Raw genomic sequence first — 14,220 nt, 5'->3', positions numbered from 1 at the left:
GGGTGTGGTTGAAAACACCCCGGACCCGTTACGGGCGCGTGGTGGCGCTTCGACCTGCCATAAGGGGAGACTGGAGAGCAGATCGTCCCGGCGCGAGCCACGCGCCGCCGGCGTACAAGGAGGCAGTCCGTGCCGCACGTCCTGGTCCTCAATGCGTCGTACGAGCCGCTCGGCGTCGTACCGCTCCGCCGCGCGCTCGTCCTCGTCCTGGAGAACAAAGCAGTCTCCCTGGAGGAATCCGGCGCCTTTCTGCACAGCGCGACGAGAGCCGTCCCCGCTCCCAGCGTGGTCCGGCTCAAGCGCTTCGTGCGGGTCCCCTACCGGGGGCCCGTTCCGCTCACCCGCCGCGCGCTCTTCGCCCGAGACGGCGGACGCTGCATGTACTGCGGGGCCGTCGCCACCAGCGTCGACCACGTCATCCCGCGCAGCCGGGGTGGGCAGCACGCGTGGGACAACGTCGTCGCCGCGTGCCGACGCTGCAACCACGTCAAGGCGGACCGCCACCTGCTGGAACTGGGCTGGCGGCTGCGGCACCAGCCGGCACCACCGTCGGGCCTCGCCTGGCGGATCATCGGCACCGGCCACCGGGACCCGCGGTGGATGCCGTACCTCCAGCCGTACGGGGCCGACGACGCCCTCGATCGGATCGGGATCGGGGTGACGGCCGCCGCGTCCTAGCCTCCCGGCGAGGCTGGGTTGTCCGGCCCGGCCGGGGGCCGGTCGGTCAGGGGGTGACCGCTCGGGCCGTGGCCGACCAGAGGCTGCAGCCGAAGCGCGTCGCGCGCCTGTCGCACGTGACGCGGACGAACCGGGTCCCCGGCGCGTCCAGGTGGACGGTGTCCGTGCCGCCCCGGGAGGTGACCGACGCCGCCGCGCGCCAGGTGACCCCGTCCGCGGAGGTCTCGACCCGGTACGCGGACGCATACGCGTCCTGCCAGCGCAGGGTCAGCAGGCCGATCCTGGCGGGGGCGGCCAGTTCGGCCTGCCACCACGCCCCGTCCACCGCGGGGGACGACCACCGGGTGGTGTCGGCTCCGTCCAGGACCGCCGAGGCGGGGAAGGCCGGGGTCTCGTCGCCGGACGAGGAGGCCTTCGCGCCCCGCAGCAGGTCCGGGCCGCCCGTGCGGGGCACCGCCCGGACCGTCAGGGTGCGCGACTGACCGGCGAAGGTCACCGGGACGGAGTAGACCCCCGCCGGGGTGCCGGCCGCGACGGTGACCTCCAGCGGGACGCTGACCAGGGTTCCCCGGGGGGCCTTCACCTCGCCCGGGACGCGGACCGCGATCCCCGGCGGCGGGGCAGCCGACAGCGCGCCCCGGACCTCGCCGGGCCGCAGGGCGGACAGGTCCGCGGACACCCGCAGCGGGGCGCCGCCTATCTCCACGTCCGCCCGCCCGCCGCCGGCCAGCTCGAAGCGGGCCGCGGGCCCGTCCCCGAGCCAGGGCACCACGTGGTGCACGGCGGGGGAGGCCCCGGGCCAGACCAGCCGTACCGCGTCGGCCCGCAGACCTCGCAGGTCGGCCTGGGTCCACCCGGAGGCGCCCGCGTCGGCGACCTTGCGCCAGCCCTCGCCCGGTACGTGAGCCTCCACCGTGGCGAGCGTCCCGGGCGCGAGCGGGTCCGTCATCACGGTGACCGCCGACACGGGGCGTACGCCGTCCAGCCGGACGGTCCACGCGTCGGCGCCCCGCGACACCGTGCCGACGGTCCGCGACGCTCCCGTCCAGCTGTCCGCCTCGGCGGTGGCCTTCGTGAGGAAGGCGTCCAGTACGGCCGTGTCCACCCGGGTGTCGCGGGTCTCCGCGAGCCCGGCGCGGGCCTGCGCCAGGGCGCGCGAGGCCTTCCAGGCCGCCGCGCCGTCCCCCCGGGCCTGGGCCCGGAGCATGTCCACGGCCAGTTCGCCGGCGGTTCCGTACTCCGCCAGCCGGTCCAGCCACGGGCCGGCCTCGTCGGTGAGACCGGGCAGCCGGGAGGGGGCCTCCCGCAGCACGGTGAAGGCCGTGCGCAGCCGTGCGCCGGCCGCCCGGTCGCCCGCGGCGCGGGTCCGCCAGAACTCCTCGACGAGCGGCCTCAGGTACGCGGACTCCTCCTGCTTGAGCCCCGACGAGGCGGTGTTCCCGGCGAGGGCGGCCAGCGCCTTGCGGGCCCGGGGGTCCGGGCCCGCGAGATCGCGTACCGCCGCCGCCCACGATTCGCCCGCCCGGTAGCCGCGCGGGTTCCACGCGTAGTCCGCCGCCGTGAACACGGGGATCCGCGACAGGGTGCCCTGCGGCATCGCGTTGAGCATCAGCCCCGCCGAGGCGCCGGCCACCACCGGGTCCCGCCCCGCGTACGGGCCGAGGAAGATCCGGCCCGGATCCCAGTCGTTGACCGGGTAGTTGTCCATGGTGACCAGCGCGTGCTGCCCGAAGGCGGCCCGGGCCCCGGCCAGTTCCCTGCCGGTGATGGTGCGGGGCACCACCCCGACGCCCGTCCACGCGACCTCCACGCGCGCGTTCAACGCGCCGCCGAGCGCGCTCCGGTAGCCGGTGGAGCCGTCCTGGAAGTACTCGGTCGGCAGCAGCGACAGCGCGGGCGCCCCCGGGTAGCGGGCGGCGAGGTGCGCGGCCAGCTCGTTGGCGACCTCGGCGTGCGCCTTCGCGGCGGCGGCGGGGCCCCTTCCGTACCGTTCGCGGTCCTCCAGGCAGCCCCACTCCGTGTAGCTGACGTCCTGGAACTGGAGCTGGAACGCCCGGAAGCCGAGGTCCCACATGGCGTCCACCTTGCGGGTGAGCGCCGCCCGCTCGGCCGCCGAGGACAGGCACATCGACTGGCCGGGGGTCACCGCCCAGCCGAGCACCACCCGGTTGGCGCGGGCCCGCTCGGCGAGCGCCCGGAACTCGGCCTGCCGCTCGGGCGGGTAGTCCTCGCGCCACCGCGTGGTGCGGTACGTGTCGTCGCCGGGCGCCAGCAACAGCCGGTTCTGCTTGGTGCGTCCCATGAAGTCGAGCTGGGCGAGCCGTTGCTCGCGGGTCCAGGGGTCCCCGTAGAAGCCCTCGGTGACACCGCGCACGGGAGCCGTCGGCCAGTCCCGTACGCGCACCCCGGGGGCCTTCGTGGTGTCCGTCGGGAGGAGTTGGCGCAGCGTCTGCGCCGCGTTGAAGAGGCCGTCGTCGCCCACGCCGGCCAACGCGACGGTGTTCCGGTCGCCGACCCTGCCCACCGCGATGCGGTAGCCCCCGGACGGCAGGTCCCCCGCCTCGGCCGCACCCAGCGCCCGCAGTGCGGCGAGGGCGTCGGGGCCCTGGAGGCGTACGACGAGGCCGTGTTCGGGCAGCGCGTCCCCGGGGGCCCGTTCGTGCAGGGTCCGCACGCCGGCCCCGCGCAGGGTGGTCCGGACGACCTCGGCGGCGTACGGGTCGGCGTCCGGCGCCGCCACCAGCACGGCCTCGGTGCCCACCGGCACCGCGTGCGCCGGATCGGCCCTCATCGACTGCGGGCGCGGCCACACGGCCGGCCCGTCGGCGGCGGTCCGCGGCGCGTCGGAGCCCGGATCGAGGACCGGACCGGGCGAGGCACCGGACGCGGCGGGCGAGGCGCCGTTCGCCGCGGCGCCGTCCGCCCCCGGCTTCGACGCGGGCGTGTCGGGCATGTCGGGCGCCGAGGGTGAGGCGGACATCACCAAAGGCCCGGAAGCGGTCGCTCCGCCCAAGAGCGTCCCCATGACGGCGATCACCGCCGCCGTGGCCCGCTTCTTGCCCCTGAGCTGCACGGAGCCTCCCCGTCCCGAGTCGTCCCCCGCTCGTACGAACGAGCCAGAGCCCACCATTCGCACGGTGCGAGTGTCAATGCGGATGGGGGATCTGGAGCGGATTCGCCAGGAATGCGCGGCCGTCGACTGGGTAGGGCTGCGTTGGTCCGCTCTGTTCCGACACGCGTGCCACGAGGGTGTCCCCCCGGGCACGTTCCACCGAACCCGCGCGAAGGAGTGCTCAGATGAACGTCCGGACCAACCGCACGATCCACACCGCCCGCAAAACCGCCGCCCGTCCCCTCGCCCCGCTCGCCCACCTGCCGACCCAGGCCGGACTGCCGGACGCGCCCCTGACCAGCGAGCCCCCGCTCGCCGACTCCGCGCACGCGCCGCTGACCAGCGAGCCGCCCCTCACCGCCGAGGCCCCGCTGACCAGCGAGCCGACCACACCCGCCGCGGCCGCGGCCGCGGGCAACTAGACAGGGACTTGACCATGGACGATCTCGCCCGGCTCGCGGAACTGCACGGCATCGCCACCAGCTACCAGCCCGCCGCCGACGTGACCGTCCAGGTCCCGCACGCCACCATCACGACGGTGCTGGCGTGCCTCGGGGTGCCCGCCGACACGCCCGAGGAGATCCGGGCCGCCGTCGCGGAAGCCGCCCTGGAGGCCGCCGTGAGGCCCCTGCCCCGCACGGTGGTGCACTGGCGGGGGGAGCCCCTGCCGGCCGCGCCGCCGGGGAGCCGGGTGCTGCTGGAGGACGGCGGGGAGGCCCCGTGGGGCCCCGACCTGCCGCTCGGCGTGCACCGGCTCACGGCCGAGGCGCCCGAGGGCCGCACCGCCGAGGCGACGCTGGTCGTGGCCCCCGACCGGGCCCCGGCCGCGCCCGGCCGGACGACCCACGGGCTGCTCGTCCAGCTCTACTCGCTGCTGTCCGAGCGCTCCTGGGGCATGGGCGACCTCGGCGACCTGGCAGAACTCGCCCGCTGGGCGGGTCGCGCCCACGGCGCCGGTTTCATCCAGGTCAACCCGCTGCACGCGGCCGTTCCCGGGACGCCGACCGACTCGTCTCCGTACCGGCCCTCCACCCGCCGCTTCCCGGATCCGGTCCACCTGCGGATCGAGGACGTCCCCGAGTACGCCGACTGCCCCGACCGGACGGCCCTGGACGAGCTGGCGGCACGCGGAGCCGAGCTGCGCCGCGCGGTCCTGGAGAAGGGCGAGCTCATCGACCGGGACGCGGTGTGGGAGCTCAAGCGGCGGGCCCTGGAGCTGCTGTACGTCGTCCCGCGCACGGCCGGGCGCGCCGCGGCCTACGCCGCGTTCCGCACCGAACAGGGGGACCAGCTGGACCGGCACGCGGCCTGGTGCGCCGGGCACGCCGGGGAGGATCCACGGGAGCGGGCCGACTTCCACCGCTGGCTGGTCTGGCTGACGGTCGAGCAGCTCGCCGCCGCCCAGAGCGCCGCCCGGGAGGCGGGCATGGCGGTCGGCATCGTGCACGACCTGGCGGTCGGCGTGCACCCGCAGGGCTCGGACGTCGCCGGACCGCGCCACTACGCCGAGGACATCTCCGTGGGCGCCCCGCCGGACGCCTTCAACGCGCGGGGCCAGGACTGGGGGCTGCCGCCCTGGCGGCCCGACGCGCTGGCCGCCGCCGGGTACGCGCCCTTCCGGGACCTGCTGCGCGGGGTGTTCCGGTACGCGGGCGCGCTGCGCATCGACCACGTCATGGGGCTGTTCCGGCTCTGGTGGATCCCCCGTGGCACCCCGCCGGCGGAGGGCACGTACGTCTCCCACGACGGGGAGGCGATGCTGGCGATCCTGGTCCTGGAGGCCCACCGGGCCGGGGCGCTGGTCGTCGGCGAGGACCTCGGGACGGTGGAGCCGAGGGTCCGCGACGCCCTGGCCCGGCGCGGGGTGCTCGGCACCTCGGTGCTGTGGTTCGAGCGCGACTGGGCGGGCGGCGGAGCCCCGCTGGAGCCCGAGCAGTGGCGGGCGGACTGCCTGGCGACGGCCACGACGCACGATCTGCCGCCCACCGCCGCGAAGCTGGCCGGGGCCCATGTCGAACTGCGCGACCGGCTCGGTCTGCTCGCCCGCCCGGTGGAGGTGGAACGGGCCGAGGACGAGGCCGACACCGCCGAGTGGCTGGCCCTGCTGGACCGGCTCGGGCTGGAGACGAAGGACGAGGAGTCCGCCGTGCGGGCCCTGTACGGCTTCCTGCTGCGCACGCCCGCCCGGCTCGTCGGCGTGTGGCTGCCGGACGCGGTGGGGGACCGGCGGCCGCAGAACGTGCCGGGGACCTGGGACCAGTACCCCAACTGGCGGCTGCCGATCGCCGACGGGTCGGGGCGACCGTTGACGCTGGAGGCGCTGACGGCCTCCTCGCGGGCGAACGCCCTGCTGAGCGCGGTGCGCGAGGGCGTACGGACCCGTACGGCACCCCCGGGCGCGCGCTCCGTTTAGGTGTTCGCTACTTTTGCACCGTGGACAAGAAGAACGCACTGCGCGCCGGCGCCGTCACGGCCGGAACGACGCTGATGATGCTGCTGATGACGTCTCCCGCCCTCGCGCTGACCCGCGACGACGGCGACGACCCGGCTCCGCCCCTGAGCATTGGCGAGACGCTCGGCCTGTTCGTGGCCACGCCGATCGTGCTGTTCCTGGTCATCGCGGGCCTCGTCATGGTGGGCGACAAGTCGCGCAAGCAGCAGCCCACGGACTGACGTCCGTTCACGTGACCGCTCCCGCGCGGGGTGGTCACCCCTCATGACTTCCGGGGCGCCGGGGGTCCGTACGCCGACGCGTGTCGGCCGTGTCGCGGACTCCCGGCGCCCCGTCGTGTTCGCGGGGTCCCGGCCCGCGACGTGCACGCGGCCCCGGCGGCAGGCCCTCACGGGGTCCCGGCGAGCAACTTCCTGAGCAGGCCGGTGAGGACCTCGACCTCCTGCGGGTCGAGCCCGGTGAGCGCGGCGCGCTGTACCTCCAGGCCCGCGGTGACGGCCTCGTCGATGAGCGTCAGGCCCCGGTCGGTGATGGTCACGTGGAGCCCGCGCCGGTCGTGCGGATCGGGGCTGCGGGTCAGCAGTCCTGCCTTCTCCAGCTTGTCCAGACGCCCGGTCATGCCGCCCGTGGTGAGCATCAACGTCGCGGACAGCTGCCGGGGCGAGAGGGTGTACGGCATTCCGGATCGCCTCAGGGTGGCGACGACGTCGAACTCCCCGCGGGAGATCCCGTAGCGGTTGTAGGTGCGTTCCATCTCGTCGCCCATGGCCTTGGTGATCCGGTAGATCCGGCCGAAGACGGCCATGGGTGCGGTGTCGAGATCCGGTCGTACGGCGTACCACTGAGCGGTGATCGCGTCGACGGCGTCCTTGTTCTCCTCGGTCATGGGCGCAGTATCCGGCTTCCGTTTGATTGAACGCAAGAAAGTTGCTTGACGGAAAGTAGCTTAGCGCTAAGCTACTTCCAAGCGATCTAACGGGGGAGTGGTTCACGTGGGCGAGGACAAGACGAGGCGGCCGGCGGGGGAACGGGTGCGGGGGGAGCGGTCCCTGCTCCTCGGGGTGGGGATCAGCGCGATCGGGATCGGCATGTACGTCCCCTTCTCGCTCGTCTTCTTCCACCACGTCACGGGACTCTCCTTCGCCGTCGTCGGCGTCGTGCTCACCGTGACCGGCCTGGCCGGACTCGCCGTCATGCCCCTGGCCGGCTCGGCCGTCGACCGGTTCGGGGCGCGGAAGGTCAACCTGCTCCTCTACGCGATCCGGGCCCTCGGCTTCGCGCTCTACCCGCTCGCCGACACGCTCCCCGCCTTCGCCGCCGTCGCCCTGGTCACCGCCCTCGCGGACCGGTCGTTCCCCGTCGTCCAGCAGTCCCTGATCGGGGAAGTGGCCCGCGGTTCCTCCCGCGACCGGCTCCAGGCCTCCATCCGGGCCCTGCAGAACGCCGGCATGGGAGCCGGCGCGCTGATCGTCTCGGGCGTCCTGGCGGTGTGGGGCACCGCCGGATTCACCCACACCGCCTGGGGCAACGCGGTCGCCTTCGCGCTCGCCGGAATGCTCGTCGCCCGTGTGAAGCCGGTGCGGGACGCTTCGCCCGCCGCCGCGGCCGGTTCGGCCGGGCCGCCGCCCGCCGGATACCGCATGGTGCTGGCCGACCGCCCCTTCCTCGGCCTGACCGCCGCCAACTTCCTGACCGCGCTCGGCTACTCGGCGCTGTCCGTGCTCTTCCCGCTCTACATCGCCACCTGGCTGAACGGCCCCGACTCCCTCACCGGGGCCGCCTTCACCGTCAACACCGCCCTGTGCGCCGGCGCCGGAGTCCTGATCGCGAGCCGGGTCCGCCGCTCCGGAGCCCGCCGGACCCGCTCCGCCGCGCTCGGCGCCCTGCTCTTCGCGGCCGCGTTCGTGGGCCAGATCGTGCTCGGCACCGTACGGCCCGGACGGACCGCGACCCTGATCGCCCTGCTGGTCATCGTGGTCGTCTACACGGTCGGGGAACTGGTCCACAGCCCGTCGGGCGGCGCCCTGTCGGTGTCGGCCGCGCCCGAGGCCGTACGCGGCCGCTACCTCGCCACCTACCAACTGTCCTACTCCCTGGCCTCGGCCCTGGCCCCGTCCCTGTTCACCGCCCTGCTCTCGGTCGACGGCCGGCTCCCCTGGGCCGTCCTGACCGTGGCCGCCCTCGGCGCCGCACTGGCCCTGACCCGGCTGGAGCGCCGACTCCCGGCGGAAGCCGTGTACGCGGTGCCCCCGGCCGCGACGGCGACCCCGACGCCCGCACCGATCCCGCGCGAGAGCGTCGCCGGCGCCGCCTGAGCCGCGCCCGAGTCCCGCTCCCTTGTCTTCTCCCATCCGCTCCCATCCGCCCGAGGAGCTCTCGTGAACCGCTTCGCCACCGTCGCCCTGACCGCCCTGGCCCCCGTCTCCTGGGGTTCCACCTACGCCGTCGCCACCGAACTGCTGCCACCGGACCGGCCCCTGTTCACCGGGGTCATGCGGGCCCTGCCCGCCGGACTGCTGCTCGTCGCCCTGTCCCGGACCCTCCCCAAGGGCGAGTGGTGGTGGAAGTCGGCGGTCCTGGGCACCCTCAACATCGGCGCCTTCTTCCCGCTGCTCTTCCTCTCCGCCTACCGGCTGCCGGGTGGCGTCGCCGCCGTACTCGGCGCCGCCGGACCGCTGTTCGTCGTCGGGCTCGCCGCGCTGGTCCTGGGGGAGCGGGCGCGGCTGAGGACAGTGCTCGCCGCAATCGTGGCCGCGTTCGGGGTGGGCATGGTCGTCCTGACCGCGCAGGCCCGGCTGGACCTCGTCGGGATCGTCGCCGGAGTGGTCTCCTCCGCCTCCATGGCCGCCGGCACCGTGATGACGAAGCGCTGGGGACGCCCCGAGGGCGTCGGCCCGCTGGCGGTGACCGGCTGGCAGCTCACCGCCGGCGGCCTGTTCATCATCCCGATCGCCGCTCTCGTGGAGGGGGCGCCGCCGGCCCTCGACGGCAAGGCCCTCCTCGGCTACGGCTACATGATGCTGATCAACACCGGGATCGCGTACTGGCTCTGGTTCCGCGGCATCGGCAAGCTGACCGCCACCTCCGTCACCCTGCTCGGCCCGCTGTCCCCGCTCACCGCCGCCGTCATCGGCTGGGCCGCCCTCGGACAGGCGCTGACCCCGGTACAGGTGCTGGGCATGGCCATCGCCTTCGGCGCGACCGTGGCGGGACAGCTCGCGCAGCGGACGCCCAGGGCGCCCGGACCGACGGACGAGGCCGAAGTGGTCCCCGTGGAACCGTTCAGTCCTGCTGAAAAGACCGATCGAAATGTTTCGATGGACCTGGGCAATGGTGGGATGCGACGGTAGACCACGCACCGCACCCCATCCTCAGGAGGAGACACCCAGTGCCCGTCACGGACCGCGCCCACACCGCTTCGCGGACCCGGCAGCCCGGCCAGTCCGGGCAGCACGAGCGGCCCGGAGGCACCGGTGCGAAGGGGGCCGCCGGACTCGGCGTCGCGCTCGCGCTGGTCGCGACGGTCGTCTGGTCCGGCAGCTTCGTCGCCACCCGCGGCATGGCCGACAGCGTGCCTCCGATCCAGGCCGTCTTCTGGCGCTGGGTCATCGCCGCGGTCGCCGTCGCCCCCTTCGCCGCCCGCCAGGCCTGGGCCCAGCGGGCCCTGCTCCGCGCACACCTCGGCTACGTGTGCCTGGCCACGCTCTTCGGCGTCACCCTGTACAACACGCTCGTCCACCAGGCCGGATTGACCACCTCCGCCTCCAACATGGGCATGATCATGGCCGCTTCGCCGGTCATCATGGCCCTGTACGCCCGCCTCGGCGGCGAACGACTCGGAGCCCGCCGCGTCCTCGGAATGCTGCTCGCCGCCTTCGGGGTGCTGCTCCTCGTCGGGGACGGCTCGCTCGGCTTCGAGTTCACCGCCGGCGACCTGTGGATGTTCGGCGCCGCCCTGTCCTTCGCCACCTACAGCGCCCTGCTCAAACGCAGGCCCGCCGAACTGGGCGGACTCGCCTTCCTGCTCGCCACCTTCGTGCTCGGCGCGCTGATGCTGGCGCCCGCGTACGCCGTGTCCCTGTCCGTCCAGGGCGGTTTCGCCCTCACCCCCGCCACCGCAGGCATGCTGCTCTACGTCGGCGTGATGTCCTCCGCCGTCGCCTTCTTCGCCTGGAACAAGGCCGTCGCGGTCATCGGCGCCGCCCGCGCCGGCGTCGTGTACTACCTCCAGCCCGTCTGCGTCGCCGGCCTCGGACTGCTGCTGCTGGGCGAACGGACCGGCCCCGCCCAACTCCTCTGCATGGCGCTGATCCTGGGCGGCGTGGCCCTCGGTGCCCGGCGGTAGGTTCGGTCCCATGATCGAGTGGGACATCAAGAAGCTGCGGATCCTGCGGACCCTGGCCGACCGGGGCACCGTGACCGCGACGGCCGAGGCGCTGCACATGACGCCCTCGGCCGTTTCGCAGCAGCTGACCAACCTCGCCCGGCAGTTGGGGGTTCCACTACTGGAGGCCCAGGGGCGCGGGGTGCGGCTCACCGACGCCGCGCACCTGGTCCTGCGGCACGCCGAGGCCGTGTTCGCCCAGCTCGAACGAGCCGACGCCGAACTCGCCGGCTACCTGTCGGGGGATGCGGGCGAGGTCCGGATCGGCGCCTTCTCCACCGCCGTGCCCGTCCTCGTCGTCCCGGCCGTCGCCGCCCTTCGCCGGACCCACCCCGGCGTGGAGGTGCGCGTCCGGGAGACCGAGGCCGCCGAATCGTACGAGCTGCTGTCCGCGGGCGCCGTCGACCTGGCGCTCTCCCTCGCGGCCCATGCCCCGACCGCCCGTGACCCCCGTTTCACCCGGGTCACACTGCTGGAGGACCCGCTGGACGTGGCCCTGCCCCCCGACCACCCGCTGGTGGCCGCGCCGGCCGTGCGACTGGCCGACCTGTCCGGGGACCGGTGGATCTACGGGGGCAGCGGGCCCTGGTCGGAGATCACCCGCAACGCGTGCGAGGCCGCCGGGTTCGTCCCCGAACAGGCCCACTCCGCGTCGGGTTGGACGGCCATCCTCGCCATGGTCGAGGCCGGCATGGGCGTGGCGCTCGTCCCGCGCATGGTGACGGGCCGCGCATCCGGCGTCGCCGTCCGGGTGCTGGCCCACGACCGGCCGACCCGGCACGTGGTCGCGGCCCTGAGGCGCGGCTCCGCGTCGGCGCCGGCGCTGGCCCACGTACTGGCCGCGCTCAGAGCCGTCCCGGCGTCCTGAAGCTCCGGCGCCCACGCCCCGGCGGCCACGCGCGAGGGGCGCCCCCGGTACGCGTGTCGCGCACCGGGGACGCCCCTCGTCGGTCGGGCCGCGGCGTCAGGACGCGGCGGCCGCGTCCGCCGCCTGGGCCTTCAGCGCCCGCTCGACACCCGAACGGGACTCCGAGACCAGCCGGCGCAGACCCGCGCCCGGGTCGGCCGAGGCCAGCCAGGCGTCCGTCGCGGTCAGGGTCTCCTCGGAGACCTGGAGCGCCGGGTACAGGCCCACCGCGATCTGCTGGGCGATCTCGTGGCTCCGGGTGTCCCAGACCTCCTTGACCACCGCGAAGTACTTCTCGGTGTACGGGGCGAGGAGCTCACGCTGATCGGTCTGCACGAAGCCGCCGATCACCGCCTCCTGCACCGCGTTGGGCAGCGAGTCGCCCTCGACGACCGAGGCCCACGCCTGTGCCTTGGCCTCCGCCGTCGGACGCGCCGCCCGGGCGGTGGCCGCGTGGCGCTCGCCCGCCGCGGTGGCGTCCCGCTCCAGCTCGGCCGCGATGGCCGGCTCGTCGAGGACGCCCGTGACGACCAGGCGCTCCAGGAACGCCCACCGCAGCTCGGTGTCGACGGCCAGGCCCTCGATCTCCGCGGAGCCGTCGAGCAGCGCCGACAGGTACGTCAGCTGTCCCTCGGTCCGGGCCGTCGCCGCGAAGGCACGGGCCCAGGCCAGCTGGTGGTCACTGCCCGGTGCGGCCGACCGCAGGTGCTCCAGCGTGGCCTCGGTCCAGTCGGCGAGGCCCTGCTCCCGCCACGCCGGGTCGGCGTACAGGTCGATGGCCAGCTTCACCTGGCGGTGCAGCGACTGCACCACACCGATGTCCGACTCCTTGCCGATGCCCGACAGCACCAGCGCCAGGTAGTCGCGGGTGGCCAGTTCGCCGTCCCGCGTCATGTCCCACGCCGAGGCCCAGCACAGGGCGCGCGGCAGGGACTCGGTGAAGTCGCCCAGGTGCGCGGTGACGTTGGCCAGCGAGATGTCGTCCAGGCGGACCTTCGCGTAGGACAGGTCGTCGTCGTTGAGCAGCACCACCGTCGGGCGGGCGCGGCCCACCAGCTCCGGCACCGCCGTCAGCTCGCCGTCGATGTCCAGCTCGATCCGGTCCGAGCGGACCAGCAGGCCGTCGCGCAGGTCGTACAGGCCGACCGCGATCCGGTGCGGGCGCAGCACCGGCTCGCCCTTGGCGCCGGCGGGCAGCGCGGGCGCCTCCTGGCGGACGGCGAAGGAGGTGATGACGCCCTGCGCGTCGGTCTCGACCTCCGGACGCAGGATGTTGATGCCGGCCGTCTCCAGCCACGCCTTCGACCAGGCGGTCAGGTCGCGGCCGGAGGTCTCCTCCAGCGCGCCCAGCAGGTCGGACAGGCGGGTGTTCCCGAACGCGTGCGCCTTGAAGTACGCCTGCACACCCTTGAAGAAGGCGTCCATGCCGACGTAGGCGACGAGCTGCTTGAGCACCGAGGCGCCCTTGGCGTACGTGATCCCGTCGAAGTTGACGAGCACGTCGTCCAGGTCACGGATGTCCGCCATGATCGGGTGCGTGGACGGCAACTGGTCCTGCCGGTACGCCCAGGTCTTCATGGAGTTCGCGAACGTGGTCCACGCGTGCGGCCACTTCGAGCCCTCGGCGTACGCCTGGCAGGCGATCGAGGTGTACGTCGCGAACGACTCGTTCAGCCACAGGTCGTTCCACCACTCCATGGTGACCAGGTCGCCGAACCACATGTGCGCGAGCTCGTGCAGGATGGTCTCGGCGCGCACCTCGTACGCCGCGTCCGTCACCTTCGAGCGGAAGACGTACTGGTCGCGGATGGTGACCGCGCCCGCGTTCTCCATGGCGCCCGCGTTGAACTCCGGCACGAAGAGCTGGTCGTACTTCGCGAAGGGGTAGTCGTACGCGAACTTCTCCTGGAACCAGTCGAAGCCCTGCCGCGTGACGTCGAAGATGGCGTCCGCGTCGAGGAACTCGGCGAGCGAGGGCCGGCAGTAGATGCCGAGCGGCACCGACTGCCCGTTCGGACCCTCGTACGAGCTGTGGACGGCGTGGTACGGCCCGACGATCAGCGCGGTGATGTACGAGGAGATCCGCGGGGTCGGCTCGAAGCGCCAGACGTCGTCCTTGACGTCCGCGGCCTCCGCCCCCTCGGGAATGTCCCGCGGGGAGTTCGAGATGACCGTCCAGCCCTCGGGGGCCGTCACGGTGAACCGGAACGTCGCCTTCAGGTCGGGCTGCTCGAAGCTGGCGAAGACCCGCCGCGCGTCCGGCACCTCGAACTGGGTGTACAGGTAGGCCTGCTGGTCGACCGGGTCGACGAAGCGGTGGAGGCCCTCACCGGTGTTGGTGTAGGCGCAGTCCGCGACGACCCGGAGCTCGTTGGCCCCGGCGACGAGGTGGTCCAGCTCGATCCGGGAGTCCCGGAAGACCGCGGCCACGTCCAGTGCCTTGCCGTTCAGCACGACCTCGTGCACGGCCGGCGCGACCAGGTCGATGAAGGTCTCGGCGCCCGCCTCGGCGGAGTCGAACCGCACGGTGGTCACGGAGGGGTAGGTGCCGCCCTCCTGCGCACCGCTGAGATCGAGTTCGATCTCGTACGAGTCGACGGTCAGCAGCTTCGCTCGCCGCTGGGCCTCTTCACGGGTCAGGTTCGTGCCAGGCACGCGTTCATCTCCTTCGATGGTCGTTGCCCCGC

At 73.9% G+C, this 14,220-nt stretch carries 11 protein-coding genes; 8 read left to right on the top strand and 3 right to left on the bottom strand.

Annotation, left to right across the window (positions count from 1 at the left end):
* Positions 1 to 129 precede the first annotated feature (129 nt).
* Positions 130 to 678 (top strand): HNH endonuclease, encoded by a 549-nt coding sequence (locus tag OHA84_RS13900; protein ID WP_053674860.1) that lies wholly within the window; start codon positions 130 to 132, stop codon positions 676 to 678.
* Between the two features lie 46 nt (positions 679 to 724).
* Here the strand turns inward: OHA84_RS13900 and OHA84_RS13895 are convergent, their stop codons facing one another.
* Positions 725 to 3,751, bottom strand: a complete 3,027-nt coding sequence (locus tag OHA84_RS13895; RefSeq protein ID WP_266971476.1) for a beta-N-acetylglucosaminidase domain-containing protein — start codon at positions 3,749 to 3,751, stop codon at positions 725 to 727.
* Between the two features lie 224 nt (positions 3,752 to 3,975).
* Here OHA84_RS13895 and OHA84_RS13890 point away from each other — a divergent pair, with 224 nt between their 5' ends.
* The 3 genes from OHA84_RS13890 to OHA84_RS13880 are packed head-to-tail and all read left to right on the top strand — an operon-like array spanning position 3,976 to position 6,463.
* A complete protein-coding gene (locus OHA84_RS13890) occupies positions 3,976 to 4,212 on the top strand; it encodes a hypothetical protein (protein WP_053674864.1) in 237 nt (78 codons plus the stop codon).
* Between the two features lie 14 nt (positions 4,213 to 4,226).
* Positions 4,227 to 6,203 carry a 4-alpha-glucanotransferase gene (locus tag OHA84_RS13885; protein ID WP_266971478.1) on the top strand — a complete coding sequence of 659 codons (1,977 nt, stop codon included), beginning with the start codon at positions 4,227 to 4,229 and terminating at the stop codon, positions 6,201 to 6,203.
* A 20-nt stretch (positions 6,204 to 6,223) separates the two neighbouring features.
* Positions 6,224 to 6,463 carry a hypothetical protein gene (locus OHA84_RS13880; RefSeq protein ID WP_053674868.1) on the top strand — a complete coding sequence of 80 codons (240 nt, stop codon included), beginning with the start codon at positions 6,224 to 6,226 and terminating at the stop codon, positions 6,461 to 6,463.
* 167 nt (positions 6,464 to 6,630) lie between these two features.
* Here the strand turns inward: OHA84_RS13880 and OHA84_RS13875 are convergent, their stop codons facing one another.
* The gene (locus OHA84_RS13875; protein WP_053674869.1) at positions 6,631 to 7,128 is read right to left on the bottom strand and encodes a MarR family winged helix-turn-helix transcriptional regulator; all 498 of its coding nucleotides are present in this window, start codon (positions 7,126 to 7,128) and stop codon (positions 6,631 to 6,633) included.
* Between the two features lie 106 nt (positions 7,129 to 7,234).
* On the opposite strand from OHA84_RS13875, the gene OHA84_RS13870 reads away from it, so the two are divergent.
* From OHA84_RS13870 to OHA84_RS13855, 4 genes are all read left to right on the top strand, one after another.
* Entirely contained in the window at positions 7,235 to 8,557 is a 1,323-nt protein-coding gene (locus tag OHA84_RS13870; RefSeq protein WP_266971480.1) for an MFS transporter, read from the top strand.
* 63 nt (positions 8,558 to 8,620) lie between these two features.
* Positions 8,621 to 9,592 carry an EamA family transporter gene (locus tag OHA84_RS13865; RefSeq protein WP_266971482.1) on the top strand — a complete coding sequence of 324 codons (972 nt, stop codon included), beginning with the start codon at positions 8,621 to 8,623 and terminating at the stop codon, positions 9,590 to 9,592.
* Positions 9,593 to 9,630: 38 nt separating this feature from the next.
* On the top strand, positions 9,631 to 10,587 hold the full coding sequence (locus tag OHA84_RS13860; RefSeq protein WP_266971484.1) for a DMT family transporter: 957 nt from the start codon (positions 9,631 to 9,633) through the stop codon (positions 10,585 to 10,587).
* A gap of 10 nt (positions 10,588 to 10,597) precedes the next feature.
* A complete protein-coding gene (locus OHA84_RS13855) occupies positions 10,598 to 11,494 on the top strand; it encodes a LysR family transcriptional regulator (protein ID WP_053674878.1) in 897 nt (298 codons plus the stop codon).
* A gap of 96 nt (positions 11,495 to 11,590) precedes the next feature.
* On the opposite strand, the gene pepN is transcribed toward OHA84_RS13855, so the two are convergent.
* Entirely contained in the window at positions 11,591 to 14,188 is a 2,598-nt protein-coding gene (gene pepN, locus OHA84_RS13850) for an aminopeptidase N (protein ID WP_053674880.1), read from the bottom strand.
* Positions 14,189 to 14,220: the final 32 nt, after the last annotated feature.

Origin of the sequence: Streptomyces sp. NBC_00513 (assembly GCF_041431415.1) — a bacterium.
In the GTDB taxonomy this organism is placed as follows: Bacteria; Actinomycetota; Actinomycetes; order Streptomycetales; family Streptomycetaceae; genus Streptomyces.
The sequence above is the reverse complement of the archived record's forward strand: the minus strand, read 5'-3'. Positions and strand labels throughout refer to the sequence as shown.

Bases quoted from the DNA above. Each gene is read 5' to 3' on its own strand.
- OHA84_RS13885 (WP_266971478.1), top strand. From the start codon at position 4,227: ATGGACGATCTCGCCCGGCTCGCGGAACTGCACGGCATCGCCACCAGC.
- OHA84_RS13855 (WP_053674878.1), top strand. From the start codon at position 10,598: ATGATCGAGTGGGACATCAAGAAGCTGCGGATCCTGCGGACCCTGGCC.
- OHA84_RS13875 (WP_053674869.1), bottom strand. From the start codon at position 7,128: ATGACCGAGGAGAACAAGGACGCCGTCGACGCGATCACCGCTCAGTGG.
- OHA84_RS13890 (WP_053674864.1), top strand. From the start codon at position 3,976: ATGAACGTCCGGACCAACCGCACGATCCACACCGCCCGCAAAACCGCC.